General features: G+C 66.1%; 32 protein-coding genes. 28 read left to right on the plus strand and 4 right to left on the minus strand.

The features are described from left to right. Positions 1–78 precede the first annotated feature (78 nt). The 25 genes from rpsJ to BWQ93_RS16195 all read left to right on the plus strand — a co-directional run bounded on the left by rpsJ (position 79) and on the right by BWQ93_RS16195 (position 13,285). Positions 79–390, plus strand: coding sequence for a 30S ribosomal protein S10 (gene rpsJ, locus BWQ93_RS16075; protein ID WP_003042199.1), 312 nt, complete (start codon positions 79–81; stop codon positions 388–390). A 297-nt stretch (positions 391–687) separates the two neighbouring features. Then, a complete protein-coding gene (gene rplC / locus BWQ93_RS16080; RefSeq protein ID WP_077031393.1) occupies positions 688–1,467 on the plus strand; it encodes a 50S ribosomal protein L3 in 780 nt (259 codons plus the stop codon). 2 nt (positions 1,468–1,469) lie between these two features. Next, positions 1,470–2,096: a 50S ribosomal protein L4 gene (rplD, locus tag BWQ93_RS16085; protein ID WP_077031394.1), complete on the plus strand. Its 627-nt coding sequence runs from the start codon at positions 1,470–1,472 to the stop codon at positions 2,094–2,096. Beyond that, positions 2,089–2,397, plus strand: coding sequence for a 50S ribosomal protein L23 (locus BWQ93_RS16090; RefSeq protein ID WP_058806667.1), 309 nt, complete (start codon positions 2,089–2,091; stop codon positions 2,395–2,397). The genes rplD and BWQ93_RS16090 overlap by 8 nt, the downstream gene beginning before the upstream one ends. Before the next feature lie 21 nt (positions 2,398–2,418). Next, positions 2,419–3,255: a 50S ribosomal protein L2 gene (gene rplB / locus BWQ93_RS16095; RefSeq protein WP_039578277.1), complete on the plus strand. Its 837-nt coding sequence runs from the start codon at positions 2,419–2,421 to the stop codon at positions 3,253–3,255. 3 nt (positions 3,256–3,258) lie between these two features. Further along, the gene (gene rpsS, locus BWQ93_RS16100; protein ID WP_037556370.1) at positions 3,259–3,534 is read left to right on the plus strand and encodes a 30S ribosomal protein S19; all 276 of its coding nucleotides are present in this window, start codon (positions 3,259–3,261) and stop codon (positions 3,532–3,534) included. Continuing rightward, on the plus strand, positions 3,534–3,914 hold the full coding sequence (gene rplV / locus BWQ93_RS16105; protein ID WP_058806665.1) for a 50S ribosomal protein L22: 381 nt from the start codon (positions 3,534–3,536) through the stop codon (positions 3,912–3,914). The genes rpsS and rplV overlap by 1 nt, the downstream gene beginning before the upstream one ends. A gap of 1 nt (position 3,915) precedes the next feature. Next, a complete protein-coding gene (gene rpsC / locus BWQ93_RS16110) occupies positions 3,916–4,623 on the plus strand; it encodes a 30S ribosomal protein S3 (protein WP_077031395.1) in 708 nt (235 codons plus the stop codon). Positions 4,624–4,634: 11 nt separating this feature from the next. After that, positions 4,635–5,066, plus strand: a complete 432-nt coding sequence (rplP, locus tag BWQ93_RS16115; RefSeq protein ID WP_037515653.1) for a 50S ribosomal protein L16 — start codon at positions 4,635–4,637, stop codon at positions 5,064–5,066. 4 nt (positions 5,067–5,070) lie between these two features. Continuing rightward, positions 5,071–5,274 carry a 50S ribosomal protein L29 gene (gene rpmC / locus BWQ93_RS16120; protein WP_077031396.1) on the plus strand — a complete coding sequence of 68 codons (204 nt, stop codon included), beginning with the start codon at positions 5,071–5,073 and terminating at the stop codon, positions 5,272–5,274. 11 nt (positions 5,275–5,285) lie between these two features. Then, positions 5,286–5,576 carry a 30S ribosomal protein S17 gene (gene rpsQ, locus BWQ93_RS16125; protein WP_077031397.1) on the plus strand — a complete coding sequence of 97 codons (291 nt, stop codon included), beginning with the start codon at positions 5,286–5,288 and terminating at the stop codon, positions 5,574–5,576. Positions 5,577–5,635: 59 nt separating this feature from the next. Beyond that, complete coding sequence (rplN, locus tag BWQ93_RS16130) at positions 5,636–6,004, plus strand: 50S ribosomal protein L14 (protein WP_011543078.1); 369 nt, start codon at positions 5,636–5,638, stop codon at positions 6,002–6,004. Between the two features lie 2 nt (positions 6,005–6,006). Next, positions 6,007–6,324, plus strand: coding sequence for a 50S ribosomal protein L24 (rplX, locus tag BWQ93_RS16135; protein ID WP_077031398.1), 318 nt, complete (start codon positions 6,007–6,009; stop codon positions 6,322–6,324). After that, entirely contained in the window at positions 6,317–6,895 is a 579-nt protein-coding gene (gene rplE, locus BWQ93_RS16140; protein ID WP_077031399.1) for a 50S ribosomal protein L5, read from the plus strand. Before rplX ends, rplE begins: the two co-directional genes overlap by 8 nt. A 51-nt stretch (positions 6,896–6,946) precedes the next feature. Continuing rightward, positions 6,947–7,252, plus strand: a complete 306-nt coding sequence (gene rpsN / locus BWQ93_RS16145) for a 30S ribosomal protein S14 (RefSeq protein WP_058806659.1) — start codon at positions 6,947–6,949, stop codon at positions 7,250–7,252. Positions 7,253–7,264: 12 nt separating this feature from the next. Further along, positions 7,265–7,669 (plus strand): 30S ribosomal protein S8, encoded by a 405-nt coding sequence (gene rpsH / locus BWQ93_RS16150; RefSeq protein ID WP_054589697.1) that lies wholly within the window; start codon positions 7,265–7,267, stop codon positions 7,667–7,669. After that, complete coding sequence (rplF, locus tag BWQ93_RS16155) at positions 7,669–8,202, plus strand: 50S ribosomal protein L6 (RefSeq protein ID WP_077031400.1); 534 nt, start codon at positions 7,669–7,671, stop codon at positions 8,200–8,202. The genes rpsH and rplF overlap by 1 nt, the downstream gene beginning before the upstream one ends. A 3-nt stretch (positions 8,203–8,205) precedes the next feature. Further along, on the plus strand, positions 8,206–8,559 hold the full coding sequence (gene rplR / locus BWQ93_RS16160; protein WP_077031401.1) for a 50S ribosomal protein L18: 354 nt from the start codon (positions 8,206–8,208) through the stop codon (positions 8,557–8,559). Between the two features lie 2 nt (positions 8,560–8,561). Then, the gene (gene rpsE / locus BWQ93_RS16165; protein ID WP_077031402.1) at positions 8,562–9,263 is read left to right on the plus strand and encodes a 30S ribosomal protein S5; all 702 of its coding nucleotides are present in this window, start codon (positions 8,562–8,564) and stop codon (positions 9,261–9,263) included. A 4-nt stretch (positions 9,264–9,267) separates the two neighbouring features. Then, positions 9,268–9,453, plus strand: a complete 186-nt coding sequence (gene rpmD, locus BWQ93_RS16170) for a 50S ribosomal protein L30 (RefSeq protein ID WP_077031403.1) — start codon at positions 9,268–9,270, stop codon at positions 9,451–9,453. 4 nt (positions 9,454–9,457) lie between these two features. Beyond that, positions 9,458–9,664 (plus strand): DUF1737 domain-containing protein, encoded by a 207-nt coding sequence (locus tag BWQ93_RS16175; RefSeq protein ID WP_037556386.1) that lies wholly within the window; start codon positions 9,458–9,460, stop codon positions 9,662–9,664. Between the two features lie 57 nt (positions 9,665–9,721). Beyond that, positions 9,722–10,249 carry a 50S ribosomal protein L15 gene (rplO, locus tag BWQ93_RS16180; RefSeq protein ID WP_077031404.1) on the plus strand — a complete coding sequence of 176 codons (528 nt, stop codon included), beginning with the start codon at positions 9,722–9,724 and terminating at the stop codon, positions 10,247–10,249. A 145-nt stretch (positions 10,250–10,394) separates the two neighbouring features. Then, complete coding sequence (secY, locus tag BWQ93_RS16185; protein WP_077031405.1) at positions 10,395–11,768, plus strand: preprotein translocase subunit SecY; 1,374 nt, start codon at positions 10,395–10,397, stop codon at positions 11,766–11,768. A gap of 48 nt (positions 11,769–11,816) precedes the next feature. Continuing rightward, on the plus strand, positions 11,817–12,479 hold the full coding sequence (locus BWQ93_RS16190; RefSeq protein ID WP_077031406.1) for an adenylate kinase: 663 nt from the start codon (positions 11,817–11,819) through the stop codon (positions 12,477–12,479). Between the two features lie 47 nt (positions 12,480–12,526). Further along, positions 12,527–13,285 carry a hypothetical protein gene (locus tag BWQ93_RS16195; RefSeq protein ID WP_077031407.1) on the plus strand — a complete coding sequence of 253 codons (759 nt, stop codon included), beginning with the start codon at positions 12,527–12,529 and terminating at the stop codon, positions 13,283–13,285. Between the two features lie 261 nt (positions 13,286–13,546). On the opposite strand, the gene BWQ93_RS16200 is transcribed toward BWQ93_RS16195, so the two are convergent. Continuing rightward, positions 13,547–14,071 carry a YceD family protein gene (locus BWQ93_RS16200; RefSeq protein ID WP_077031408.1) on the minus strand — a complete coding sequence of 175 codons (525 nt, stop codon included), beginning with the start codon at positions 14,069–14,071 and terminating at the stop codon, positions 13,547–13,549. After that, positions 14,068–14,595 (minus strand): ubiquinol-cytochrome C chaperone family protein, encoded by a 528-nt coding sequence (locus BWQ93_RS16205; protein WP_077031409.1) that lies wholly within the window; start codon positions 14,593–14,595, stop codon positions 14,068–14,070. The genes BWQ93_RS16200 and BWQ93_RS16205 overlap by 4 nt, the downstream gene beginning before the upstream one ends. Before the next feature lie 263 nt (positions 14,596–14,858). Here BWQ93_RS16205 and BWQ93_RS16210 point away from each other — a divergent pair, with 263 nt between their 5' ends. After that, positions 14,859–15,374, plus strand: a complete 516-nt coding sequence (locus tag BWQ93_RS16210) for an outer membrane protein assembly factor BamE (RefSeq protein ID WP_077031410.1) — start codon at positions 14,859–14,861, stop codon at positions 15,372–15,374. A gap of 163 nt (positions 15,375–15,537) precedes the next feature. Here BWQ93_RS16210 and BWQ93_RS16215 read toward each other — a convergent pair whose 3' ends face one another. Continuing rightward, positions 15,538–17,802: an NADP-dependent malic enzyme gene (locus BWQ93_RS16215; protein WP_156878265.1), complete on the minus strand. Its 2,265-nt coding sequence runs from the start codon at positions 17,800–17,802 to the stop codon at positions 15,538–15,540. Positions 17,803–18,459: 657 nt separating this feature from the next. On the opposite strand from BWQ93_RS16215, the gene mutS reads away from it, so the two are divergent. Both mutS and BWQ93_RS16225 read left to right on the plus strand, forming a co-directional pair. Beyond that, complete coding sequence (gene mutS, locus BWQ93_RS16220) at positions 18,460–21,114, plus strand: DNA mismatch repair protein MutS (RefSeq protein WP_077031412.1); 2,655 nt, start codon at positions 18,460–18,462, stop codon at positions 21,112–21,114. Further along, on the plus strand, positions 21,111–23,870 hold the full coding sequence (locus BWQ93_RS16225; protein ID WP_077031413.1) for a [protein-PII] uridylyltransferase: 2,760 nt from the start codon (positions 21,111–21,113) through the stop codon (positions 23,868–23,870). The genes mutS and BWQ93_RS16225 overlap by 4 nt, the downstream gene beginning before the upstream one ends. Positions 23,871–24,031: 161 nt before the next feature. Here BWQ93_RS16225 and BWQ93_RS16230 read toward each other — a convergent pair whose 3' ends face one another. Next, positions 24,032–25,699, minus strand: a complete 1,668-nt coding sequence (locus tag BWQ93_RS16230) for a putative bifunctional diguanylate cyclase/phosphodiesterase (RefSeq protein WP_077031414.1) — start codon at positions 25,697–25,699, stop codon at positions 24,032–24,034. Positions 25,700–25,920 lie beyond the last annotated feature (221 nt).

Genomic DNA, 25,920 nt, shown 5'->3' on the forward strand with positions numbered 1-25,920 from the left:
ATCCGGCTTCCCTGCGGAAACCGGAGCAGGCCATTTCGGCTCTTTCGCATCGTTAGACGGGATTCGACTGGAACAGTCATGGAAACGCAGAATATTCGCATTCGCCTGAAGGCCTTTGATCACCGCGTGCTCGATCAGGCCACCACCGACATCGCCGATACGGCCCGCCGTACCGGAGCGCTTATTCGCGGCCCGATCCCGCTTCCGACGCGTATTGAAAAATTCACCGTGAACCGCGGCCCGCATGTCGACAAGAAGTCGCGCGAGCAGTTCGAGGTGCGTACCCACAAGCGGCTGCTCGACATCGTGCAGCCCACCCCGCAGACGGTCGACGCGCTGATGAAGCTCGACCTCGCCGCGGGCGTGAACGTCGAAATCAAGCTGGCCTGAGCCAGCACAGCCCCGGTGAAAACCGGGGTCTCTATCGGCGGCTTCCCCGGAAGCCGCATTGTCCGGAGCGATCCGGACCGACGATAGGGTGGATACCGCCGGACCGCTTCCTCGGAAGCATCATGGTCCGGGCTGCGTCCCCCGTCTCGCCGCTCTCCTACGGGAAGGCGGCACCTCAGCCCGGACGGGGCGATGCATCGAAATTTTGGGCTGGGAGGGTTCCTGCGAGGCTTGCCTCAACGGGTCCCGCAAGCCGTGCGGAATAGTCCGCCCGGCCTCTGTTGAGGAGTATGGATCATGCGTACTGGCGTGATCGCGAAGAAAATGGGGATGACCCGCCTGTTTCAGGACGACGGCCGCCACGTGCCCGTCACCGTCCTGAGCCTCGAAGGCTGCCAGGTCATTTCCGTGCGCGAACAAGAACGTGACGGCTATGTCGCCGTCCAGCTCGGTGCCGGCTCGGCGAAGGCGAAGAATGTCGCCAAGCCGCAGCGCGGCGCTTTCGGCAAGGCCGAAGTCGAACCCAAGGCGAAGGTCGTCGAATTCCGCGTCGCCGACGACGCGACGCTCGACGTCGGCGCCGAACTGTCGGCCGACCATTTCGTCGCCGGCCAGATCGTCGACATCCAGGGCGTCACGCAGGGCAAGGGTTTTGCCGGTGCGATGAAGCGCTGGGGTTTCGGCGGCATGCGCGCCACGCACGGCGTGTCGATCAGCCACCGTGCCCATGGTTCGACGGGTAACCGCCAGGATCCGGGCCGCGTCTTCAAGAATAAGAAAATGGCCGGCCACATGGGCGCGCGCAACCGCACCCAGCAGAATCTCGAAATCGTCCGCACCGACGCCGAGCGCGGCCTTCTCTTCGTCAAGGGCTCGGTCCCTGGCTCGAAGGGCGGCTGGCTGATGGTCCGCGATGCGGTCAAGCTGCCGCGCCACCCCGAGGCCCCCTATCCGGCGGGCATCAAGAGCGCGGCCAACAGCAACCAGGAAGCCCCGGCAGACGCGCCGGTCGAAACGCCGGTCGAAGAGACCGTCGTGACCGACACCGCGGCCACCGACGGCGCGCAGGAGTCCTGATCATGAAGGTCAAGGTTCAAACCATCGACGGCAAGGCCGGCACCGACATCGACCTCAGCGACGACGTCTTCGGCGTCGAAGCGCGCGCCGACATCCTGCACCGCGTCGTGTCGTGGCAGCTCGAAAAGCGCCGTGGTCCGGCTCGCGCCGCTCGCGAACGCAGCGACGTCGCCCGCACCGGCAAGAAGTTCGGTCGCCAGAAGGGCGGCGGTACCGCCCGTCACGGCGATCGCAGGGCGCCGATCTTCATCGGCGGCGGCAAGGCGCACGGTCCCCGGGCCCGCACCTTCGGCCACTCGCTGAACAAGAAGATCCGCGCGCTCGGCCTCAAGATGGCGCTCAGCGACAAGGCGAAGGGCGGCAAGATCGTCGTTCTCGACACGCTCGAGCTCAAGGATGCCAAGACCAAGGCGCTCGCCGGCAAGCTCGGCAAGCTCGAACTCGGCAACCGCGCGCTCTTCATCGACGGCGATGCGGTCCATGAAAGCTTCGCCATGGCGTCGGCCAACCTGATCGGTATCGACTCGATGCCGGCGGCGGGTGCCAACGTCTATGACATCATCCGTGCCGACACGCTGGTCCTGACCCGCGCGGCGGTCGAAAAGCTGGAGGCCCGTTTCCATGGCTAAGGCAAAAACTGTCGACGCGCGTCACTATGACGTGATCCTCGCTCCGGTGATCACCGAAAAGTCGACCCTGCTCAGCGAAAACAACGCGGTGGTGTTCAAGGTCGCGAACGACGCGACCAAGCCCGCCATCAAGGCCGCCGTCGAGGCGCTGTTCGATGTCAAGGTGATCGGCGTGAACACGCTCGTCACCAAGGGCAAGACCAAGCGCTGGAAGGGCAAGCCCTACACCCGCAGCGACGTGAAGAAGGCGATCGTTCGCCTGGCCGAAGGCCAGTCGATCGACGTCACCACCGGCGTCTGATTGTAGGAAGAGGCAAGAACAATGGCACTTAAATCCTATAATCCGACCAGCCCCGCGCAGCGCGGCCTGATCCTCGTCGACAAATCGTCGCTGTGGAAGGGCAAGCCCGTCAAGGCGCTGACCGAGGGCAAGAACAAGACCGGTGGCCGCAACAACAAGGGTCATGTGACCTCGCGCGGCATCGCCGGCGGCCACAAGCAGAAGTACCGCTTCATCGACTTCAAGCGTCGCAAGTGGGACATGCCGGCCACCGTCGAGCGTCTGGAATATGACCCCAACCGCACCGCCTTCATCGCGCTGGTGAAGTATGAGGACGGCGAGCAGACCTATATCCTGGCGCCGCAGCGCTTGGCGGTCGGCGACACCGTCGTCGCCGGCAAGAAGACCGACGTGAAGCCGGGCAATGCGATGGAATTGTCGCAGATGCCGGTCGGCACGATCGTCCACAATATCGAGATGAAGCCGGGCAAGGGCGGCCAGATCGCCCGTTCTGCCGGCACTTACGCGCAGGTCGTCGGTCGTGACCGCGGTCTCGTGATCGTGCGTCTCGGTTCGGGCGAACAGCGGTATATCCGCGGCGAGTGCATGGGCACGGTCGGTGCGGTGTCGAACCCCGACAACCAGAACACCAACCTGGGCAAGGCCGGTCGCAACCGCTGGCTCGGCAAGCGTCCGCTGACCCGCGGCGTCGCCAAGAACCCGGTCGATCACCCGCACGGCGGCGGCGAAGGCCGCACCTCGGGCGGCCGCCACCCGGTCACTCCGTGGGGCAAGCCGACCAAGGGCGCCCGTACCCGTCACAATAAGTCGACCGACAAGATGATCATCCGGTCGCGTCACGCGAAGAAGAAGAGGTAAGCCATGGCTCGCTCGGTCTGGAAGGGTCCTTTCGTGGACCTTCATCTCCTCAAGAAAGCCGAAACGGCCCAGGACGGCGGCAGCTCTGCCCCGATCAAGACCTGGTCGCGCCGGTCCACCATCCTGCCGCAGTTCGTCGGGCTGACCTTCAACGTCTACAACGGCCGCAAGTTCGTGCCGGTGTCGGTGAACGAAGACATGGTCGGCATGAAGCTGGGTGAATTTGCGCCGACGCGCTTCTTCCCCGGCCACGCGGCCGACAAGAAGGGCAAACGCTAATGGGCAAGGAAAAGTCCCCCCGCCGCGTTGCGGATAACGAGGCTCTCTCGGTCGGTACGCAGATTCGCGGCTCGGCGCAGAAGCTGAACCTCGTCGCGGCGCTGATCCGCGGCCGCAAGGTCGAAGACGCGATGAACGTCCTCGCTTTCTCGAAGAAGGCGATGGCCGTCGACGTGCGCAAGGTTCTCGCCAGCGCCGTCGCCAATGCGGAAAACAACCACAATCTCGACGTCGATGCCCTGGTCGTCCAGGAAGCCAGCGTCGGCAAGTCGATCTCGATGAAGCGCTGGCACGCACGCGGCCGCGGCAAGTCGACCCGGATCGTCAAGCCGTTCAGCCGCATCCGCATCGTTGTGCGCGAACAGGAAGAAGAGGCGTAAGATGGGCCAGAAGAGCAATCCGATCGGCCTGCGCCTGCAGGTCAACCGCACCTGGGACAGCCGGTGGTTCGCCGAAGGCCAGGACTATGGCCGCATGCTCGTTGAGGATCTGAAGATCCGCAACTTCATCTTCAAGACGCTGCCGCAGGCCGCGATCTCGAAGGTGGTGATCGAGCGTCCGGCGAAGCTTTGCCGCGTGTCGATCTATGCCGCCCGTCCGGGCGTCATCATCGGCAAGAAGGGCGCCGACATCGAAAAGCTGCGCAAGCAGCTCGGCGAATTGACCGGCAGCGACGTGTCGCTGAACATCGTCGAGATCCGCAAGCCCGAAGTCGACGCCAAGCTCGTCGGCCAAGGCATTGCCGACCAGCTCGAGCGCCGCGTGGCCTTCCGCCGTGCGATGAAGCGCGCGGTGCAGTCGGCGATGCGTCTCGGTGCCGAGGGCATCCGCATCAACTGCGCCGGCCGTCTGGGCGGCGCGGAAATCGCGCGCACCGAATGGTATCGCGAAGGCCGCGTGCCGCTGCACACGCTTCGCGCCAACGTCGACTATGCCGAAGCGACCGCGCACACCGCCTATGGCGTGTGCGGGATCAAGGTGTGGATCTTCAAGGGCGAAATCCTGGGTCACGACCCGATGGCGACCGATCGCATCATGCTCGACGCGCAGACGTCGGGCGTGCGCCCGGCGCGCGATGATCGCCGCTAAGGAACGCTGACATGCTGCAACCGAAAAAAACCAAGTTCCGCAAGGCGTTCAAGGGCCGCATCCATGGCAATGCCAAGGGCGGCACCAGCCTGAACTTCGGCTCCTACGGGCTGAAGGCGATGGAACCCGAGCGCATCACCGCGCGCCAGATCGAAGCGGCCCGCCGCGCGATCAGCCGTGCGATCAAGCGCCAGGGCCGTTTGTGGATCCGCATCTTCCCCGACGTCCCCGTGTCGTCGAAGCCGGCCGAAGTCCGTATGGGCAAGGGCAAGGGTTCGCCGGAATTCTGGGCCGCGCGCGTGAAGCCGGGCCGCATCCTGTTCGAACTCGACGGCGTTCCGGGCCCCGTGGCCGCGCTGGCGTTCGAACGCGCCGCGATGAAGCTGCCGATCAAGACGAAGGTTATCGCCCGTCTCGGCGATACTTCGCATCTGGAGGGCTAAGGACATGGCCAAGACCGAAGATTTCAAGGCCAAGACCGACGACCAGCTCGCCGTCGATCTCGGCGAACTGAAGCGCGAGGCGTTCAACCTCCGCTTCCAGGCGGCCACCGGCCAGCTGGAAAAGCCCTCGCGCGTCAAGGAAGTGCGGCGCTCGATCGCCCGCATCAAGACGCAGCAGACCGAGCGTTCGCGCTCGGCTGCGAAGTAAGGAGACTAACGATGCCGAAGCGCATTCTGACCGGCACCGTGGTGTCCGACAAGGGCGACAAAACCGTCGTGGTGAAAGTGGAGCGCAAGGTGAAGCACCCGCTCTACGGTAAGATCATCCGTCGTTCGAAAAAGTATCACGCCCACGATGAGGACAACGCCATCAAGGCCGGCGAAACCGTCCGCATCGAGGAAACGAAGCCGATTTCGAAGCTGAAGACGTGGCGCGTGCTCGACAAGGTCGACACCCACAGCAAGCCGAAGGGTTCGACCCCGGCCGCTGCCGCCCCGGCCGAAGGCTGACACCAGTTCACGGAACCGCCGGGGCATCCCGGTAGGCCAAACAAGAAGGAAATGCATCGATGATCCAGATGCAGTCACAATTGGAAGTCGCCGACAACAGCGGCGCCAAGCGCGTCCAGTGCATCAAGGTGCTGGGCGGGTCGAAGCGTCGTACCGCCGGTGTCGGCGACGTCATCGTCGTGTCGATCAAGGAAGCCCAGCCGCGCGGCAAGGTGAAGAAGGGCGACGTGCATCGCGCCGTCATCGTCCGCACCGCGAAGGATGTGCGCCGCGCCGACGGTTCGGTGATCCGCTTCGACAGCAACGCCGCCGTGCTCGTCAACAAGAACGAGGAGCCGATCGGCACCCGCATCTTCGGCCCCGTCGTCCGCGAACTGCGTGGCCGCGGCTATATGAAGATCATCAGCCTGGCGCCGGAGGTCCTCTAACCATGGCGAACAAGATCAAGAAGGGTGACACCGTCGTCGTCCTGTCCGGCAAGGACAAGGGCAAGACCGGCGAAGTGACGCAGAGCCTGCCCAAGGACGGCAAGCTCGTCGTCGCGGGCGTCAACGTCATCACCCGCCACCGCAAGCCGACCCAGACCAACCCGCAGGGTGGCCTGGAACGCAAGGAAGCGCCGCTCTTCGCGAGCAAGGTCGCGCTCGCCGATCCCAAGGACGGCAAGCCGACGCGCGTCCGCTTTGAAACCAAGGACGGCAAGAAGGTCCGCGTGGCCGTGAAGTCCGGGGAGACGATCAATGGCTGATGCTTACACTCCGCGCATGCGCAAGCGCTATGACGATGTGATCGTCAAGGCGATGACCGAGAAGTTCGGTTACAAGAATGTGATGGAAGTCCCGAAGATCGAGAAGATCGTGCTCAACATGGGCGTGGGCGACGCGGTCCAGGACAAGAAGAAGGTCGAAATCGCGGCCGCCGAAATGGAACTGATCGCGGGGCAGAAGCCCGTCGTGACCAAGGCCAAGAAGTCGATCGCCCAGTTCAAGCTGCGCGAAGGCATGCCGATCGGTTGCAAGGTCACCTTGCGCCGCGAACGCATGTACGAGTTCCTCGACCGCCTGATCACGATCGCGATGCCCCGCATCCGCGACTTCCGCGGCGTGTCGGCGACCAGCTTCGACGGCCGTGGCAATTATGCCATGGGCCTGAAGGAACAGATCATCTTCCCCGAGATCAACTATGACCGCATCGACACGGTGCGCGGCATGGACGTGATCGTCACCACCACCGCCCGGACGGACGACGAAGCCCGCGAACTGCTCAAGCTGTTCGGCTTCCCCTTCCCGATCGAAGCGCAGGAAAAGGAAGCCGCCTGAGTCCCGCACGGGACCAGGCAGGCTCTTTCAAGAGGAAAGAGAACTTAAGTCATGGCGAAACTGAGTTCAGTGAACAAGAATGAGCGTCGCAAGAAGCTGGTGAAGAAATATGCCGGCCGCTATGCGAAGCTGAAGGCGATCGCGGCGGACACGTCGCTCGACGAAGGCGAGCGTCTGATCGCGCGCCTCAAGATGGCGGAAGTTCCGCGCAACGGCAACCCGACCCGCATCCGCAACCGCTGCGAGATGACCGGTCGCCCGCGCGCTTATTATCGCAAGTTCCGGCTCTGCCGTATTCAGCTCCGCGATCTGGCCAACAAGGGCCTGATCCCCGGCGTTGTGAAATCGAGCTGGTAAGGAAGACGCAAGATGGCAATGACCGATCCTCTGGGTGATATGCTCACCCGCATCCGCAACGGCCAGCAGGCGAAGAAGGACAGCGTCCTCACGCCCGCCTCGACCCTGCGCGTCCGCGTTCTCGATGTGCTCCAGCGCGAAGGCTATATCCGCGGCTACAGCGAAGAAGCGCTGGGTGCCAAGGGCCAGCACAAGGGCATCCGCATCGAACTTAAATATTTCGAAGGGCAGCCGGCGATCCGCCACGTGGCGCGCGTTTCGAAGCCGGGCCGCCGCGTCTATTCGGGTTCGAAGGAACTTCCGATCGTGCGCAACGGCCTGGGCATCACCATCGTGTCGACCCCGCGCGGCGTTCTCTCGGACGCCGAAGCCCGCGAGCATAATGTCGGCGGCGAAGTGCTGGCGGAGGTGTTCTGATGTCGCGCATTGGTAAAAAGGCAGTAGCGATCCCCGGCGGTGTCACCGCCGCGATCGACGGCGGCCAGCTGTCGGTGAAGGGTCCGAAGGGCACGCTCGCGATGCCGCTTTCCGACCTCATCAACTATGAAGTCGCCGAAGGCAGCATCTCGGTCCAGCCAGCGAACACGACCCGCGAAGCGCGCGCTTTCTGGGGCATGCAGCGCACGCTTGTGCAGAACCTGATCACGGGCGTGACCGAAGGCTTCACCAAGGTCCTCGAGATCACCGGTGTCGGCTATCGCGCCAACTCGCAGGGCAAGACGCTGAAGCTGCAGCTCGGCTACAGCCACGATGTCGATTTTGCGGTGCCGGAAGGCATCGAGATCAAGACGCCGGACAACACGACGATCGAGATCAGCGGCATCGACAAGCAGCAGGTCGGCCAGGTCGCGGCGGAAATCCGCCGTTGGCGTAAGCCCGAACCCTATAAGGGCAAGGGCATCAAATATCGCGGCGAGTACATCTTCCGCAAAGAAGGCAAGAAGAAGTAAGCCATGGCACATCTCACCTCTTTCCAGAAGCGCCGTCAGCGCGTTCGTACCGCCCTTCGCCAGCGCGCCGCCGGGCGTCCGCGCCTGTCGGTGCACCGTTCGGGCCGTCATATCTACGCGCAGCTCATCGATGACGCCGCCGGCAAGACGCTGGCTTCGGCTTCGACGCTCGAAAAGGATGTGCGCGGCAAGACCGGCGCGACCACGGCGGCTGCCGCCGACGTCGGCAAGCGCCTTGCCGCTGCCGCCAAGAAGGCGGGCGTGACGCAGGTCGTGTTCGATCGCGGCGGTTTCCTGTTCCACGGGCGCATCAAGGCGCTGGCCGACGCGGCTCGCGAAGGCGGATTGGAGTTCTAATCATGGCAGACGAAGTACAGAACGTCGAAGGCGCTCCCGAAGCTGCCCCCACCGAAGGCCAGGCTCCGCGCCGCGGCCGTGGCGGCGGCCGCGATGGCGGCAACCGTGGCGGTCGTGACGGTGGCCGCGGCCGCCGCGACGATCGTCGCCCGCGCGACGACGACGGCGGCGAAGAGCTGATCGAAAAGCTCGTCCACATCAACCGCGTCTCGAAGACCGTGAAGGGCGGCAAGCGCTTCGGTTTCGCCGCGCTCGTCGTCGTCGGCGACGGCAAGGGCCGCGCCGGTTTCGGTCATGGCAAGGCGCGCGAAGTGCCCGAAGCCATTTCGAAGGCGACCGCTGCCGCGAAGAAGGCGATGATCCGCGTTCCGCTGCGCGACGGCCGCACGCTGCACCATGACGGCCTCGGCCATTTCGGTGCCGGCATGGTCACGCTGCGCTCGGCGCCCGCGGGTACCGGCATCATCGCCGGTGGTCCGATGCGCGCCGTGTTCGAATCGCTCGGCGTCGCCGACGTGGTGACCAAGTCGAACGGCACCTCGAACCCCTATAACATGATCCGCGCGACCTTCGAGGCGCTCGGCGAACAGACCAGCCCCAAGTCGGTCGCGCAGCGTCGCGGCAAGAAGGTGTCGGATCTGATCAAGCGCGGCGGCTCGTCCGACCGCGCAGCCGAGGCCGAAGCCGCGGCGGTGACGGAGTAAGACGATGGCCGACAAGAAGATCAAGATCCGCCAGATCGGCTCGCCGATCCGTCGTCCCAAGAGCCAGCGTGCGATCCTGACCGGCCTCGGCCTGGGCAGGATGCACCGCGAGGTCGAACTGGTCGACACCCCGGAAGTGCGCGGCATGATCCGCAAGCTTCCGCACATGGTGGAAGTCGTCGAGGGCTAAGGCTTTGAAGCTCTACCGCCTGTTGACCGGCCCCGACGACAGCGCCTTCTGCGCTCGTGTCGAAGGCCTGCTCAACCGGGGGTGGCAGCTTCACGGCAGCCCCTCGATTACCAGTGTCGATGGCCGCGGCTATGTCGCCCAGGCCATCGTGATGGAGAAGGCCGGACCCTATCCCGGCTTTCAACCGTCGAGTGAAATCGAGCCGGACTAGCCTTCTTCAAAGAAGGGCCCGGTTCCCAGCGCGAACATAGCGAAAGCGAGTGCAACTATGACTATCAAGCTTAACGAACTCAGCGACAATGCCGGTGCCCGCAAGGGCCGGATGCGTGTCGGCCGCGGTATCGGCTCGGGCAAGGGCAAGACCGCCGGTCGCGGCCAGAAGGGCCAGAAGGCCCGCAGCGGCGTCGCGATCAACGGCTTCGAGGGCGGCCAGATGCCGCTCCACATGCGCATCCCGAAGCGCGGCTTCAACAACATCTTCGGCAAGGATTTCGCGATCGTCAATCTGGGCATGATCCAGAAACTGGTCGACGCCAAGACGCTCGACGCCAAGGGCGTGATCGATCACGCCGCGCTCAAGGCCGCCGGCGTTGCCCGCGGCGGCAAGGACGGCGTCCGCCTCCTCGCCAAGGGCGAACTGACCGCGAAGCTCAACTTCAAGGTCGCCGGCGCGTCGAAGGGCGCGATCGAGGCGGTCGAAAAGGCCGGCGGCAAGGTCGAACTGCCCGAGCCCAAGCCCGAGGGCGATGGCAAGAAGGCCAAGCGCAAGGCCGAAGCGGCCGCGAAGAAGGCCTGACGATTTTCGGGGGCGGCGCGGCACCAGGCCGCGCCGCCCCCGACGCATTTGAATCGGGCCTTTCCCCTTGCGCTTCACGACCACCGAACGCACATAGGCGCCGGGTCGCGGGGGGCGCGGTCCGGAAATCCGAGGAAAAATACCCATGGCCTCTCGCGCCGACCAGCTTGCATCCAACCTGAACTTCTCGAAGTTCGGCCAGGCGACCGAACTCAAGAACCGCATCTGGTTCACGATCGGCGCGCTGATCGTCTTCCGCTTCCTGTCCTTCGTGCCGCTGCCGGGCGTCGATCCCGTCGCGCTGGCGCAGGCCTATAAGCAGGCGGCCTCGGGCGGCGTCCTGGACATCTTCAACACCTTCTCGGGCGGCAGCCTCGAGCGCCTCAGCATCATCGCGCTCGGCGTCATGCCCTATATCACCGCGTCGATCGTGGTGCAGCTCGCCGCCGCGCTGGCCCCCAGCCTCGCCGCGCTCAAGAAAGAAGGCGAGAGCGGGCGCAAGAAGCTCAACCAATATACGCGCTACGGCACCGTCGCGCTGACCGCGATCCAGGCCTATTTCCTCGCGCTCACCGCCGAGGCGTCGACCGGCGCGCAGGGCATCACCGTCGTGCTCGATCCGGGCATGATGTTCCGCATCACCACCGTGATCAGCGTCGTCGGCGGCACGCTCTTCCTGATGTGGCTCGGCGAACAGATCACCAGCCGCGGCATCGGCAACGGTGTTTCGCTGATCATCATGGCGGGCATCCTCGCCCAGCTGCCGCGCAGCTTCGGCCAGATGTTCAGCCAGGTCCGCGAAGGCTCGATGGGGGGCGGCACCGTCTTCGCCGTCATCCTCGGCGCGGTCGCGATCATCGCCTTCATCAGCTTCATGGAACGCGCGCAGCGGCGCGTGCTCGTGCAATATCCAAAGCGCGCGACGCAGCGCGGGGTGATGCAGGCCGACCGCAGCCACCTGCCCTTGAAGGTCAACACCGCGGGCGTGATCCCGCCGATCTTCGCTTCGTCGCTGCTGCTGATGCCGCTGACCATCACCCAGTTCATGGGCAACAACGTTACCAGCGACAGCGCATCGGGCGATTTCCTGATCACGATCAACCAGTATCTCGCGCACGGCCAGCCGCTGTACATGCTGCTCTATGCGTTCGGCATCATCTTCTTCTGCTTCTTCTACGTAGCGGTCGTCTTCAACCCCGAGGAAACCGCCGACAATCTGAAGCGCCAGAACGGCTTCATCCCCGGCATCCGCCCGGGCAAGAACACCGCCGCCTATCTCGACCATGTGCTGACGCGCATCACCGTGATCGGCGCGGCCTATCTGGCGCTGATCTGCCTGGTGCCCGAATATTTCATCGCGCGGTCGGGCCTGCCCTTCCAGCTCGGCGGCACCAGCCTGCTCATCATCGTCAACGTGACGATCGACACCATCACCCAGATTCAGAGCCACATGCTCGCGCATCAATATGGCGACCTCATCAAGAAGGCCAAATTGAAAGGCGGCGTTGCGCGCCGCTGATCGGCCCGCTACGCGAATCTCGAACGGGGCAGGGAAACAGGGGCCTTCATGACGCTCAACATCATTTTGCTGGGTCCGCCGGGTGCGGGCAAGGGAACGCAGGCCTCGCGGCTCGAGGACGAGCATGGCATGATCCAGCTCTCGACCGGCGACATGCTGCGCGCCGCGGTCAAGGCGGGCACGCCGATCGGCGTCCAGGCCAAGGCGGTGATGGACGCGGGCGAACTGGTCTCGGACGAAATCGTCTCGGGCCTGATCGGCGAGCGGCTCGACGAACTCGGCGCCAACGTCTCGGTGATCTTCGACGGCTATCCGCGCACCGCCGCGCAGGCCGATTCGCTCGACCAGATCCTGTCGGACCGCGGCCGCAAGCTCGACCATGTGATCGAACTGGTGGTCGAGGAGGATGCGCTCGTCGACCGCATCACCGGCCGCTTCAGCTGCGCCAAATGCGGCGAGGGCTATCACGATCGCTACAAGCTGCCGAAGGTCGCCGATACCTGCGACGTCTGCGGCTCGAACGAGTTCAAGCGCCGCCCCGACGACAATGAAGAAACGGTGCGCACGCGCATGGCCGAATATCGCGCCAAGACCGCGCCGATCCTGCCGATCTACGACGCGCGCGGCATCGTGACGCGCGTCGACGGCATGGCCGAGATCGACGTCGTCAACAACGCGATCGAAACGATCCTCAACACCGCGACGGCCTAGCCAGCGTCCCCGGTGCCGGTTATGAACGGCGCCGAAGGGAACGGGCGATGAGATTTTCGACGACGATCGTGGCGGCGGCCCTGGCAGCCTTCGGCGTACAACCCGCACAGGCCAAGGTCATCGACCAAGGCGACGCCGGCTTCACCGTCGCGCACACCGCGCAGGTCGCCGCGACCCCCGAAGATGTGTGGAAAATGCTCAAAATGCCCCAGAAATGGTGGTCGAAGGAGCATAGCTGGTCGGGCGACGCCGCGAATTTCTGGCTCGATTCGCAGGCCGGCGGCTGTTTCTGCGAAAAGCTTCCCGACACGGGCAAGGGGATGGGCAGCGTTCAGCACGCGCGCATTCTTTTCGCCAAGCCGAACGAGATGCTCCGTCTCTCGGGCGCCTTCGGGCCGCTGCAGGGCGAGGCGCTGACCGGCACGCTGACGATCCAGATCAAGGAAACGCCGACCGGCGCCGCGATCCGCTTCGACTATGTCGTCGGCGGCTATATGCGCTTCAAAATCCCCGAAATCGCCCCCGCGGTCGACGGGGTGATAGGCGAGCAGCTCGTCGGCCTCGCCAAGGCGCTCGGCGGCAGCCTGCCCCCGACGCGCGACGAAAAGGCGGCCGCCGAAGCCGCAGGCGAAAAACCTGCCCCCGCCGAAAAGAAGCCCGCGCCCGCCGCAAAGGAGAAGGAAGCGCCCGCAAAGAAAGAATCGGGCCTCGACGACGCGGTCGCCGACCTGCTTGAGGATCCGCCCAAGGCCGATGCCGAAGCGCCCGATGCGGACGAGCTGCAGGACGAAGACGCGCCCGAATAGTCGCGGTCCGCGGAGCGGGGTGTCGGCGTTGGGGTGGAAGGCTGACGTCTCCAGTTCCTCCCCGGAACGGGGAGGTGGCAGCCCGCAGGGCTGACGGAGGGTCGAAACCTCGCGTTATGACGCACCGTCCCGACCCCCTCCACCACCGCTTCGCGGCGGTCTCCCTCCCCGTTCCGGGGAGGAACTGGAACGTCAGCTAACGCCCGAAACCGGCCATTTGCAGTACGGGATCCGCCGTCGCTACGCTCTCACCGCTTGGCGCTACGCGCCCGTCTTGCCCTTGAGCGCCGCGAGCGCGCCGAAGGGGCCCGCCTGCTCCTCGCTCAGCACGCCTTTGTCGGCGAGGATGCGATCGGCATCGGGATGGCGCGGATAGGGATCGAGCGCGAGCGACAGCGTCTGCACCGCGACCTCGCCCAGGTCGACCCGGTCGTGCTCGAGCGGCAACATGTCGATATCCTCGCTGCCCAGTTCGATCTCGTCGTCCTCGCCGCCGACGGGCAGATCGCGCAGGAACTTGAGGTCGAAGGGCTCGGCGATCGCCGCGGGCACCGGCAGCCCGCTTGCGGCGCAGCTCTGCACCAGCCTGGCCTTCACCTCGCCGCGCACCGTCATTCCGCCCGCGACCGCGCGCACCGCGGCGGTCAGCTCGAAGCGCGAGAGTTCCACCAGATCGAGCCGCTTGGCGATCCGCGCGCGCGCGGCTTCGTCGGCAGTGAGTTCGACGTCGCGGCCCTGCCCGGCCTCGGTCAGCGTGACGACGTACGAAAATTCTGGCGCGGTCATGCGGCGTCCGGCAGGCGGTCGGCGACGATCAGCGCCTCGACCGGCATAGCCGCGAGCGCGGCGCGCAATTTCGCCGCCTCGTCCGCGACATGCGCCAGATGCGCCGCATCGGGTTCCTGCCCGCGCCACAGATTGCGGACCAGCGCCGCGCGCATCGCGTCCGACCCGTCGGGAACGCGATAGGCGCCCAGCCGCCCGCCGAGCGCGCCGACCATCCGCCCGATCTGCTTGCCGACGACCATGTCGCCGAAGCCGATCTGGCGCATCTGCCCGTCCATGTCGGTGACGAACAATTCGGTGAGCTGGACGCCCGCGAGCGCCTGGCCCGGATCCTCGTCGATGCGGTGGAGCACCAGCGCCAGCACCAGGCTGATCATGTCGAACCGCCCGTCGAGCGTGTCGGGCACCCCGCCCTCGACATACCAGTGCGGGGCGCGCGCGGCGGCGACCACGGCGTTCCACAGCGGGCGGCGCGCCTCGCGCGGGTCGGCGGCGGGCTTGAACAGGTTGCGAAGCGAAATCATGCGTAACGCCTAAAGTGATTTCGAGTGAAATGGAACATTTCACGGCTCGGAAATCACGGCAGACAGGAATCCGGAGCGCCGGCTTTGATTTTATCAAAACCGAACGCGCTCTGGCCGCATTTCTGTCCGTGGAAAAGGCCCGCCGGTCAGGCTGCAGCAAGCTTTGCCGCGTCACAAGCGGCGTGCCATAGGCCTTGTGCGCCGCGCCCGCTTGGCGCTAAGAGGCCCCACATAAGCGCAGTCGCGGGGGCGAGCGGCAAGGCATGCGCAACGGAGACCAATTGATGCCGCACTTCACGACCAGTTTTTCGGCCCGCCGGGCGCCCCTGCTGCTGGGCGCCGTCGCGCTCGCGCTCGCCAGCGGCGGCTGCGCGCAGCTCAAGGGCCGTCAGGGCTATGTCGTCGATCCCGTGCTGACCGAGGCGATCGCCCCCGGCGTCGACAACCGCGAATCGGTGGAAAAGACGCTCGGCCGCCCGACCTTCGTCGGCCAGTTCAGCGACAATGAATATTATTACGTCTCGCGCGAGACGCGCCAGCTCGCCTTCGCCAACCCGCGCCCCGTCGCGCAGCAGGTGCTGCGCGTGCGCTTCGATCCCGCGGGCAATGTCGTCGCGGTCGACCGCACCGGGCTCGAACTGGTGAGCAAGATCAGCCCCGAAGGCGACAAAACCCCGACGCTGGGCCGCGAGCGCAGCTTCTTCGAGGATATCTTCGGCAATATCGGCGCGGTCGGCGCCCCCGGCATGGGCGGCAGCGGCGGACCTTCGGGGCCGTAACCTAAATCCTCCCCATCGCGCAGCGTTGGGGAGGGGGACCGCGCCCCGCAGGGCGTGGTGGAGGGGTTTCGACACCAGCGCCATTACCCCTCCGTCAGCGCTTCGCGCTGCCACCTCCCCATGGCTTCGCCAAGGGGAGGATCTTTAGTGGGCTTTCTGGATCTTATTCCGCGATCCCGCCCGCGGCGAGCACCGCCAGCGTCACCAGGTCCGACGCGGTCGATGCCATCGTTGCGACCTGCACCGGCTTTTCCATGCCGACCAGCATCGGGCCGATCACCGCGCTGCCGCCCAGTTCGCGCAGCAGCTTCGCCGACAGATTGCCCGACTGCAGCCCCGGCATCACCAGCACATTCGCCGGCCCCGACAGCCGGCAGAAGGGATAGTTCGCCATCACCTTTGGGTTCAGCGCGACGTCGGGCGACATCTCGCCCTCATATTCGAAGCCGGGTTTGCGTGCGTCGAGGATCGCGACCGCTTCGCGGATATTGTCGAGCCACGATCCCGGCGGGTTGCCGAAGGTCGAGTAAGAGAGGAAGGCGACGCGCGGTTCGTGCCCCATGCGGCGCGCGACCTGTGCGGTTCGCTCGGCGATGTCGGCCAGCTGCGCTGCGCTCGGGCGCTCGTTGACCGTCGTGTCGGACATGAACACCGTGTGGTGCTGGCCGACGAGGACGTGGATGCCGAAATTGGTCTGGCCCTCGGCGGGGTCGATCACGCGGCGCACCTCGCGCATCGTCTGCGCATAGGTGCGTGTCGTGCCGGTGATCATCGCATCGCCCAGCCCGAGCTTCAGCAGCAGCGAGCCGAAGATGTTGCGGTCGCGGTTGACCATCCGTTCGACGTCGCGGCGGAGGTATCCGCGCCGTTGCAGCCGTTCGTAGAGCATGTCGACCATCTGCGGGACGTGCGGCGAATTGACGCTGTTGTGCACTTCGAAGCTTTCGGGATCGGCGACGCCCATGTCCTTGAGCTTGTCGTGCAGCCCCTCGCGCCCGACGAGCACGGGAATGCCATAACCGCCGTCGCGAAACTGGATCGCGGCGCGCAGCACGACTTCCTCTTCGCCCTCGGCGAACACCACGCGCTTCGGATTGGCGCGCGCGGCCTCATAGGCGAGCGTCAGCACCGAGGTCGTCGGGTTGAGCCGCGCCTTCAGCGAGTTGCGATAGGCCGCCATATCCTCGATCGGCCGCTGCGCGACGCCGGTGTCCATCGCCGCCTTCGCCACCGCCGCGGGGACGATCTCCATCAACCGCGGGTCGAAGGGCGACGGGATGATATATTCGGGGCCGAAGCTCGACGCGCGCCCGCCATAGGCTGCCGCCACTTCCTCGGGCACCTGCTGGCGCGCGAGATCGGCGATCGCATAAGCCGCGGCGATCTTCATCTCCTCGTTGATGGCGGTCGCGCGCACGTCGAGCGCGCCGCGGAAGATAAAGGGGAAGCATAGGACATTGTTGACCTGGTTCGGATAATCCGACCGCCCCGTGGCGATGATCGCGTCGGGCCGCGCCGCGCGCGCGTCGGGGGGCGAGATTTCGGGATCGGGGTTCGCCATCGCGAAGATGATCGGCGCGGGCGCCATGTCCTTGACCATCTCGGGCTTGAGCGCGCCCGCGGCCGACAGCCCCAGGAACACGTCGGCGCCGACCAGCGCCTCGGTCAGGTCGCGCGCCTCGGTCGGCACCGCATGCGCCGACTTCCACTGGTCCATGCCCTCGGTGCGGCCCTGCCAGATCGTGCCCTTTCGGTCGCACATGATGACATTCTCGTGCCGCACACCCATCGACTTCATGAGCGCCGTACAAGCAATCGCCGCCGCGCCCGCGCCGTTGACCACGACCTTGACCGTCGCGAGGTCGCGCCCGGTCAGGTGGCAGGCGTTGATCAGGCCGGCCGCGGTGATGATCGCGGTGCCATGCTGGTCGTCGTGGAACACCGGGATGTTCATCTTCTCTTTGAGCGCCGCCTCGATGATGAAGCAGTTGGGCGCCGCGATGTCTTCCAGGTTGATCCCGCCGAAGGTCGGCTCGAGCAGTTCGACCGCCTCGATGAAGCGCTGCGGATCCTCGGTGGCGACCTCGAGGTCGATCGAATCGACGTCGGCGAAGCGCTTGAACAGCACCGCCTTGCCTTCCATCACCGGCTTCGAGGCGAGCGCGCCGAGATTGCCGAGACCGAGGATCGCGGTGCCGTTCGAGATCACCGCGACCAGATTGCCCTTGATCGTATAGTCATAGGCGGTCGCCGGATCCTCGGCGATCGCCTTCACCGGCACTGCGACACCGGGCGAATAGGCGAGGCTCAAATCGCGCTGGGTCGCCATCGGCTTCGACGCGACGATCTCGATTTTCCCCGGGCGCCCATATTCGTGGTATAACAGGGCCTCGCGATCCGAAAATTGCACCTTGCTGCCGCTGTCCATCGGTTCTTCCCCTAATTTTGATTCTCGAGACATGCGCGCCCAGTGCCCATTCCCTAGCGTCGCCCGATTGCAATTGGTACCGCCAATGTTGCGCCTCCGTGCAAGCCGTGCGCCGGACGGAGACGAGCGAGGCGGGCTTTTGCCCTTAAGGCCACAAAAGCCCCGCATGGACGCATCGAAAATGAGGCCTTTGTGGCTTTAAGCCGAGGGCGTGGGCAGCGCGGGCGGGGCCGGTGAAGGGCGATCTGCGGGGCAGAGGACGCGGTCATCCGCAAGGGTAGATCATGGCGGGATTTATTAGGAAAGCCTTTTCTTCCGGGGGTGGGGAAGGCGGTTTCGGGCCGGAGCTGCCGCAGGCTATTATGATATTCGCGCAGAGGCGCAGAGGGCGCAGAGATGCCGCACCATCGCCTCTGCGGTCTCTGCGCCTCTGCGCGCATTGATATGGAAGATGCAGATCGTTCGTTGCGGGCGTCGATGGACAAACCGCCCTATAAAGCCCGCTCGTGTCGAGCGAATTCGAGACACCCATGAGGAGCGCGTGCCTTCACGTGTCTCGACTTCGCTCGACACAAACGGAATTAGAGGACGTTCTGGAAACCACCCCAAAACCGACACCGGCTTGCCATGCCGCCCCCAATCACTAAGCAGGACGCGATGTCCGCCACCGCCGCCCAAGCTGCCGCTTCCGCCTTTCCCGCCGCCACGCCGATGATGGCGCAATATTGGTCGCTCAAGGAGAAAGCGGGCGATTGCCTGCTCTTCTATCGCATGGGCGATTTCTTCGAACTCTTCTTCGACGACGCCAAGGCGGCGGCGTCGACGCTCGACATCGCGCTCACCGCGCGGGGCGAACATGGCGGCGAGCCGGTGCCGATGTGCGGCGTGCCCGTCCACGCCGCCGAATCCTATCTCGCACGCCTCATTAAGGCGGGGCACCGCGTCGCGATCGCCGAACAGGTCGAAAGCCCCGCCGAGGCCAAGGCACGCGGCGGGTCGAAGGCGCTCGTCGCGCGCGCGATCGTGCGCTTCGTCACCGCGGGCACGCTGACCGAGGAAAGCCTGCTCGAAGGGCGGAGCGCCAACCGCCTCGCCGCGCTCGCTGAGGTCGGCAGCGAAGGCGAGGTCGCGATCGCCGCCGCCGATATCTCGACCGGGCGCTTCGAGGTCGTCGCGGTGCCGCGCGCCGCGGTAGACGCCGAACTCGCGCGGCTCGCGCCGTCGGAGCTGCTGGTCAGCGAGAGCGTGGGTGAGCTCCCGGCGTGGAGCGTGCGCCAGGTCGTGCGCCGTCCTACATCCGATTTTTCGAGCAATGCCGGGCAGAAACGGCTCGAAGCGCTGTTCGGTGTGCAGACGCTCGACGGCTTCGGCCAGTTCACCCGCGGTGAGCTCGCGGCGATGGGCGCCATCGCCGCCTATCTCGACCATGTCGGCACCGGCACCGGCGTCTTCCTCCAGCCCCCCGTGCGCCATCTCGCCTCGGGGCGTATGGCGATCGACGCGGCGACGCGCGAAAGCCTCGAACTCGTGCGCACCATGGCGGGTTCGCGTGACGGCAGCCTGCTCGGCACTATCGACCGCACGGTCACCGCTGCGGGCGCGCGCCTGCTCGCCGACGATCTCGCGAGCCCGCTGACGGACCGGGATGCGATCGTCGACCGGCTCGACCTCGTCGATGCGCTCGCGCGCGACGCCTTGTGGCGCGGCGACCTGCGCAGTGCCTTGCGCGCCCTCCCCGACGCCGGGCGCGCGCTCGGGCGGCTCGTGGCCGGACGCGGCGGTCCGCGCGACCTCGCGCAGTTGCGCGACGCACTCGGCGGCGCGCGGATCTTGCGCGAGCGGCTCGGGCGCCGCCCCGACCTGCCGCCATTGCTGGCGCGCCTGCTCCCCGGGCTCGACGGCCATGGCGCGCTCGTCGACGAGCTCAGCCGTGCGCTGATCGAAACCCCGCCGGTCGACGCCGCGCAGGGCGGCTATGTCGCCGAGGGTTACGACCATGCGCTCGACGCGCTGCGCGAAACCGCGCGCGACGGGCGCAAGGCGATCGCCGCCTTGGAAGCGGGCTATCGCGACCGCACCGGCATCGCCTCGCTCAAGATCCGCCACAACGGCGTGCTCGGCTATCATGTCGAGGTGCCCGCGAAGCACGCCGACGCGCTGATGGCGCCCGAATCGGGCTTCACCCACCGCCAGACGCTTGCGGGCGTCGTGCGCTTCAACTCGTCGGACCTCCACGAAGCTGCGAGCCGCGTGACGCAAGCGGGAGTCCACGCCGTTGCCGCCGAGGCCGCGCATTTGGAGTCGCTCACCGAGGCCGCCGTCGCGCGCCGCGAGGCGATCGCCGCGTCGTGCGACGTGCTCGCGCGGCTCGACGTCGCCGCGGCGCTCGCCGATCATGCGATGAGCCATAATTGGTGCCGCCCCGACCTCGCCGACACGCCGTGCCTCGAGGTGACCGGCGGCCGTCACCCCGTGGTCGAGGCCGCGCTCGCGAAATCGGGCGAGCGCTTCGTTCCCAACGACGTTTCGCTGTCGCCAGCCGACCGGCTCTGGCTCGTCACCGGCCCCAATATGGGCGGTAAATCGACTTTCCTGCGCCAGAATGCGCTGATTATCGTGCTCGCGCAGGCCGGCGGCTTCGTTCCCGCCTCGGCGGCGAAGCTCGGGCTCGTCGACCGGCTGTTCAGCCGCGTCGGCGCATCGGACAATCTCGCGCGCGGGCGCTCGACCTTCATGGTCGAGATGGTCGAGACCGCCGCGATCCTCGCGCAGGCGACCGAACAAAGCTTCGTGATCCTCGACGAGGTCGGGCGCGGCACCTCGACCTACGACGGGCTCGCGCTCGCATGGGCGGTGGTCGAGGCGGTGCACGAGGTCAACCAGTGCCGCTGCCTGTTCGCGACGCATTATCACGAACTCACGCGGCTCGCCGAAAGCCTCGATGCGCTCTCGCTGCACCATGTTCGCGCGCGCGAATGGCAGGGCGACCTCGTCCTGCTCCACGAACTCGCCGACGGCCCCGCCGACCGCAGCTACGGCCTCGCGGTCGCGCGCCTCGCCGGGGTTTCGCCCAAGGTGGTGAAGCGCGCGGAGGCGGTGCTCGCGAAGCTCGAAGCGGGGCGCGAAAAGACCGGCGGGCTTGCCGCGGGGCTCGACGACCTGCCGCTCTTCGCCGCGACGCTCGCCGCCGAACCCGCGCCGGTGAAGGACGCGCTGCGCGAAGCGCTGGCCAGCATCGACCCCGACGCGCTGACCCCGCGCGAGGCGCTCAATGCGCTGTATCGCCTGAAAGCGGCCGAGAGCGAAGGATGAGCGAGCTTTTCGCCAATCTCGCCGACCGCCGCGCGATCATCGACCGCCGTGCGCTCGCAGAACGGCTCGACGCGGTCGCTGCGGAAACCAACGACAGCGGCAAGCGCCGCCGCGCGATGGTCGATCTGCTCAAGGCGGCGCTCGACGAGGGCCGGGCGGAGATCGCGCGCCGCCTGCTGATCACCCCCTCGGCCGGCCTCGTCGCGGCGCAGGCGACCGCCTTCCTGATCGACCAGATCGTCCGCCTCTCCTACGACTTCACCACCGGCCATCTCTATCCCGCGGGCAACCGCTCGGCGGGCGAGCGGATCACGATCATCGCGGTCGGCGGTTACGGCCGCGCCGAAATGGCGCCGTTCAGCGACATCGACATCGGCTTTTTGACCCCGTTCAAGCAGACGAGCTGGACCGAGCAGGTGATCGAGGCGCAGCTCTACACCATGTGGGACCTCGGGCTGAAGGTCGGCCATTCGTCGCGCTCGCTCGACGAGATGATCCGCGCCGCGAAGGACGATCTCACCATCCGCACCGCGCTGCTCGAAGGCCGCTTCATTTGGGGCGACCGCACCCTCTACGACCAGGCCTCGGCGCGCTTCGATGCCGAGGTCGTCGCGGGCAATGCGCGCGCGTTCGTCGCCGAAAAGCTCGCCGAACGCGACGAGCGGCACAAGAAAATGGGCGATTCGCGCTACGTCGTCGAACCCAATGTGAAGGAAGGCAAGGGCGGTCTGCGCGATCTCCACACGCTTTTCTGGATCGGCAAGTTCATCCACCGCGTGCGCACCGTGCCCGAGCTCGTCGACGCCGGGCTGCTGAGTCCGCGCGAGCTGCGCCAATTCGCGCGCGCCGAAAATTTCCTGCTCGCGGTGCGCTGTCACCTCCACACGCTCGCCGGACGCGCCGAGGACCGGCTGACCTTCGATTTCCAGCGTGAGATCGCCGAACGCATGCATTTCGCCGAACGTCCGGGCAAAAGTGCGGTCGAGCGCTTCATGCAGCTCTATTTCCTCCACGCGAAGAGCGTCGGCGACGTCACCGGCACCTTCCTCGCGCATCTCGACGACCAGATGGCGGCGCGCGGCCGGCGCTTCCTGCCGACGCTGCGGCGGCGGCCGGGCAGGCTCCACGGCTTCGTGCTCGACCGCGGCCGCCTTGCCTTGCCCTCGGACGACTTCTTCCAGCAGGACCCGGTGCGCCTGATCGAGATCTTTGCGCTTGCCGACAAGCATGGGCTCGAAATCCACCCGCTCGCGATGCGCCAGGCGCGCCACGACGCCAAACTGATCGAAACGCAGGGGATCCGCCGCGTGGCCCGCGCGAACGAGCTGTTCCTCGACGTGCTGACCAGTCCGCGCGATCCCGAGACGGTGCTGCGCTGGATGAACGAGGCCGGCGTGTTCGGCCGCTTCGTGCCCGATTTCGGCCGCGTCGTCGCGCAGATGCAGTTCGACATGTACCATCATTACACCGTCGACGAGCATACGATCCGCGCGATCGGCCTCCTCTCGGACATCGAGCAGGACCGGCTGAAGGACGACCATCCGCTGTCGACCGCGATCATGGGGCAAATCCATTCGCGCCGGGTGGTCTATTGCGCGGTGCTGCTCCACGACATCGCCAAGGGGCGCGGCGGCGACCATAGCGTGCTCGGCGCCGAACTCGCCTTGCGCGTCTGCCCGCGCCTCGGGCTGAGCGAGGCCGAGACCGAGACGGTGTCGTGGCTCGTGCGCTATCACCTCCTCATGTCGGCCACCGCGTTCAAGCGCGACCTCGCCGACTTCAAGACGATCCTCGATTTCGCGCAGGTCGTCCAAAGCCCCGAGCGCCTGCGCCTGCTCCTCGTGCTCACCGTCGTCGATATCCGCGCGGTCGGCCCCGGGGTGTGGAACAGCTGGAAGCGCCAATTGCTCACCGAGCTGTTCGACGCCGCCGAGGAGGTGCTGCGCCTCGGCCACAAGCAAAAGGGCCGCGAGGCGCGCATCGCCGCGAAGAAGGAGGATGCGCAGGCACTGCTCGGCCTCGACGACAAGGGCTTCGCCAGGCTCGCGAAGCGCCTCCCCGAAAGCTACTGGATCGCCGAACCCGTCGAGGTCATCGCCGCCAACCTCACGCATATGCAGGCCGCGGGCGGCGCGCCGCTCCACATCGCCGCGGTGCCCGACCAGGACCGCGGCGCGACTTTGGTGATGGTGCTCGCCGCCGACCATCCCGGGCTCTTCTACCGCATCGCCGGCGGCATCCACCTCGCGGGCGGCAACATCATCGACGCGCGCATCCATACGACGCGCGACGGGCTCGCGCTCGACAATTTCCTCGTCCAGGACCCGCTCGGCCGGCCCTTTGCGGAGGCCGGGCAGATCGGCCGGCTGACGCGGGCGATCGAGGATGCGCTCGCCAACCGCCACAAGCTCTTGCCCAAGCTCGAGGCCCGCGCGCTCCCGCGCACCCGCGCCGAGGCCTTCCGCATCGCTCCCAATGTCTTCATCGACAATAAGGCGTCGAACCGCTTCACGGTGATCGAGGTCAATGCGCAGGACCGCCCCGCGTTGCTCAACCAGCTTGCCTATGCGCTCTTCCAGTCGAAGGTCACGGTGCACAGCGCGCATGTCGCGACCTATGGCGAGCGCGCGGTCGACACCTTCTATGTCACCGACCTGATCGGCGACAAGATCGACAGCGCGGCGCGGGTGAAGGCGCTGGAGAAAAGGTTGCTTGAGGCGGCGACAAGCCAGAGCGAGGAAGCGGTGGCGGCTTAGCGGGTCGATCCCCTCCTATTACCGGCAGGGCGCAAGCTATTTGAACTAAGACGTGACGAAGAATCATTCGGCTTGATTGTCGATGCCCCGGCGGTGGGGCGCCGGGGCATCTTTTGGGTTGCAAAGGACCAACTATACAACCCAAATTTCATCGGGCGGGTCTAGGCGCTATCGCCGTCGAGCATCGTAAGCAGGCGCCGTGCGTCCCATCCCTCGCGCAAGCCCAGCCCGTCGTCGAGCTGCCGCTGGAAAGCCAAATCCTCCATGGGCGCGGCAAAAAGATAGCCTTGGCCTACCGAGCAGCCCAGCGCCCGGACGATGGCGCGCTCGGCTTCGGTCTCGATTCCTTCGGCGACGACGCGAATGTCCAGCGCCGCGCCCAGCTTGACGATGCTCTCGACGATCACCCGTTTGGCCGCGCTATGCGCAAGGTCGTGGACGAAGCTGCGATCGACCTTGATCTCGCTGAGCGGAAAACTTTCCAGATACCGCAGGTTGGAGTAGCCGGTGCCGAAGTCGTCGATCGAGATTCCGACGCCCAGGCGCCGCAACCTCTCGAACGCGCGGCGAATCTGCTGCGGCTCGGGAACCATCAGATTTTCGGTCAGTTCCAGCGTCAGCCAATCGGCGCGGCAGCCGGTCTCGTCCAGCACCTGTTCGACAAAGGCCACCATGTCGCGCCGGGTGAATTCGACGACCGACACGTTGAACGAAAAGCGGATCGGCGCGCGGCGGTGGCGGTTGACCTTGACCATATAGGCCGCGAGCGTGCGCAGACCCCAGGCGCCGATGTCGAGAATTGCGCCGGTCTCTTCGGCAACGGCGATGAATCGGCCGGGCTGTTGCAGCCCGAATGCTCCATGATCCCATCGCAGCAGCGCTTCGGCGCCGACGATGTCGCCCGAGTCGAGATCGATCTGGGGCTGATAGTGAAACAACAGCTCCTGGTTCGGAACGGCAACTTGCAGGTCGCTCGCCAGCCGGATGCGATTGCGCGCATCGCGCTCATCGGCTTCGGCATAGGGATGCGGCGGATGCGCCGGCATCGCCTTGGACCGCTGCAACGCGGCGCCGGCCTGCCGAATGAGCTGCAGCGGGTCCGCGCCCGTGAAGCCGACGGTAAAGCCGACGGCGAACTGGGCGGTCAGCGAGGCGCCGGGCAGCACGAAGCGCGGATGCAACAGCGCCAGGACATCGTCGACGACGCTTGCGGCGCGATCGGCATCGTCGAGTTCGAACGCGAGCGTAAAGCTGTTCGTCCCGACGCGCGCAACAGCCGCCGCCGGTAAGGTCGCGAGACGCGCGGCCACCGAACGGAGCAGGGCGTCACCGGCGTCATAGCCGAACCCGTTGTTGACATCATGGAACCGCAAGATGTCGAGCTTGACCAGCAGCAAGGCGGAAGGCGCGGGGACGTCGATCGACGCTAATCGGTCGAGCAGGCCGTAGCGATCGAGCAGGCCGGTCAGCCGATCGATGCCGGGGGCATGAGTGACGTCGCGGATCAGGCCGATGAAATGCGTCACCTGCCCGTCGCCATCGCGAAACGGCACCAGGCGCAGGGCGTTGCGGAACATCGTTCCATCGCGCCGATAGTTGCGGAGTGTCACCGAGCATTCGCGGCCTTCGGCCAGCGCGGCCCGGACTTCGGCGATTTCGGGCTGCAGCCGGTCATTGCCCTGAAGATAGCGGCAATTCTTGCCGATCGCCTCGGCCGCGGCATAGCCGGTGATTGCTTCGAACGCCGGGTTCACATGGACGATGGGGTGCCCTCGCAGGCGCATGTCGGCAACCAGCACGGCATCGCTGACATGGTCGAGGGCCAGCATGGACGCGGCGATGGACGGCGTGGCGCCCTCCGGCCGTTTGGCCAGGCGCGGCCAGCGTATCGGCGTGAAGGCGGACGCACCCCGCGCCAGGCCACGGCCTTCCGCTGTTTGAACCGTCATGACGCGGCGGAGCCTTTGCTGCTGGCAAAGTCCTCGCATCGTCCGGGTTGACTGGTCGCCGTTCTACGTTCGGCTGGATAAACACGCATATGCTGGCCTCC

Source organism: Sphingopyxis sp. QXT-31, from assembly GCF_001984035.1.
In the GTDB taxonomy this organism is placed as follows: domain Bacteria; phylum Pseudomonadota; class Alphaproteobacteria; order Sphingomonadales; family Sphingomonadaceae; genus Sphingopyxis.

What these genes read in the sequence shown, in the direction of transcription:
- rpsJ (WP_003042199.1), top strand. Translation starts at nt 79, where the DNA reads ATGGAAACGCAGAATATTCGCATTCGCCTGAAGGCCTTTGATCACCGC.
- rplC (WP_077031393.1), top strand. Translation starts at nt 688, where the DNA reads ATGCGTACTGGCGTGATCGCGAAGAAAATGGGGATGACCCGCCTGTTT.
- rplD (WP_077031394.1), top strand. Translation starts at nt 1,470, where the DNA reads ATGAAGGTCAAGGTTCAAACCATCGACGGCAAGGCCGGCACCGACATC.
- BWQ93_RS16090 (WP_058806667.1), top strand. Translation starts at nt 2,089, where the DNA reads ATGGCTAAGGCAAAAACTGTCGACGCGCGTCACTATGACGTGATCCTC.
- rplB (WP_039578277.1), top strand. Translation starts at nt 2,419, where the DNA reads ATGGCACTTAAATCCTATAATCCGACCAGCCCCGCGCAGCGCGGCCTG.
- rpsS (WP_037556370.1), top strand. Translation starts at nt 3,259, where the DNA reads ATGGCTCGCTCGGTCTGGAAGGGTCCTTTCGTGGACCTTCATCTCCTC.
- rplV (WP_058806665.1), top strand. Translation starts at nt 3,534, where the DNA reads ATGGGCAAGGAAAAGTCCCCCCGCCGCGTTGCGGATAACGAGGCTCTC.
- rpsC (WP_077031395.1), top strand. Translation starts at nt 3,916, where the DNA reads ATGGGCCAGAAGAGCAATCCGATCGGCCTGCGCCTGCAGGTCAACCGC.
- rplP (WP_037515653.1), top strand. Translation starts at nt 4,635, where the DNA reads ATGCTGCAACCGAAAAAAACCAAGTTCCGCAAGGCGTTCAAGGGCCGC.
- rpmC (WP_077031396.1), top strand. Translation starts at nt 5,071, where the DNA reads ATGGCCAAGACCGAAGATTTCAAGGCCAAGACCGACGACCAGCTCGCC.
- rpsQ (WP_077031397.1), top strand. Translation starts at nt 5,286, where the DNA reads ATGCCGAAGCGCATTCTGACCGGCACCGTGGTGTCCGACAAGGGCGAC.
- rplN (WP_011543078.1), top strand. Translation starts at nt 5,636, where the DNA reads ATGATCCAGATGCAGTCACAATTGGAAGTCGCCGACAACAGCGGCGCC.
- rplX (WP_077031398.1), top strand. Translation starts at nt 6,007, where the DNA reads ATGGCGAACAAGATCAAGAAGGGTGACACCGTCGTCGTCCTGTCCGGC.
- rplE (WP_077031399.1), top strand. Translation starts at nt 6,317, where the DNA reads ATGGCTGATGCTTACACTCCGCGCATGCGCAAGCGCTATGACGATGTG.
- rpsN (WP_058806659.1), top strand. Translation starts at nt 6,947, where the DNA reads ATGGCGAAACTGAGTTCAGTGAACAAGAATGAGCGTCGCAAGAAGCTG.
- rpsH (WP_054589697.1), top strand. Translation starts at nt 7,265, where the DNA reads ATGGCAATGACCGATCCTCTGGGTGATATGCTCACCCGCATCCGCAAC.
- rplF (WP_077031400.1), top strand. Translation starts at nt 7,669, where the DNA reads ATGTCGCGCATTGGTAAAAAGGCAGTAGCGATCCCCGGCGGTGTCACC.
- rplR (WP_077031401.1), top strand. Translation starts at nt 8,206, where the DNA reads ATGGCACATCTCACCTCTTTCCAGAAGCGCCGTCAGCGCGTTCGTACC.
- rpsE (WP_077031402.1), top strand. Translation starts at nt 8,562, where the DNA reads ATGGCAGACGAAGTACAGAACGTCGAAGGCGCTCCCGAAGCTGCCCCC.
- rpmD (WP_077031403.1), top strand. Translation starts at nt 9,268, where the DNA reads ATGGCCGACAAGAAGATCAAGATCCGCCAGATCGGCTCGCCGATCCGT.
- rplO (WP_077031404.1), top strand. Translation starts at nt 9,722, where the DNA reads ATGACTATCAAGCTTAACGAACTCAGCGACAATGCCGGTGCCCGCAAG.
- secY (WP_077031405.1), top strand. Translation starts at nt 10,395, where the DNA reads ATGGCCTCTCGCGCCGACCAGCTTGCATCCAACCTGAACTTCTCGAAG.
- BWQ93_RS16190 (WP_077031406.1), top strand. Translation starts at nt 11,817, where the DNA reads ATGACGCTCAACATCATTTTGCTGGGTCCGCCGGGTGCGGGCAAGGGA.
- BWQ93_RS16195 (WP_077031407.1), top strand. Translation starts at nt 12,527, where the DNA reads ATGAGATTTTCGACGACGATCGTGGCGGCGGCCCTGGCAGCCTTCGGC.
- BWQ93_RS16200 (WP_077031408.1), bottom strand. Translation starts at nt 14,071, where the DNA reads ATGACCGCGCCAGAATTTTCGTACGTCGTCACGCTGACCGAGGCCGGG.
- BWQ93_RS16205 (WP_077031409.1), bottom strand. Translation starts at nt 14,595, where the DNA reads ATGATTTCGCTTCGCAACCTGTTCAAGCCCGCCGCCGACCCGCGCGAG.
- BWQ93_RS16210 (WP_077031410.1), top strand. Translation starts at nt 14,859, where the DNA reads ATGCGCAACGGAGACCAATTGATGCCGCACTTCACGACCAGTTTTTCG.
- BWQ93_RS16215 (WP_156878265.1), bottom strand. Translation starts at nt 17,802, where the DNA reads ATGGACAGCGGCAGCAAGGTGCAATTTTCGGATCGCGAGGCCCTGTTA.
- mutS (WP_077031412.1), top strand. Translation starts at nt 18,460, where the DNA reads ATGTCCGCCACCGCCGCCCAAGCTGCCGCTTCCGCCTTTCCCGCCGCC.
- BWQ93_RS16225 (WP_077031413.1), top strand. Translation starts at nt 21,111, where the DNA reads ATGAGCGAGCTTTTCGCCAATCTCGCCGACCGCCGCGCGATCATCGAC.
- BWQ93_RS16230 (WP_077031414.1), bottom strand. Translation starts at nt 25,699, where the DNA reads ATGCTGGCCCTCGACCATGTCAGCGATGCCGTGCTGGTTGCCGACATG.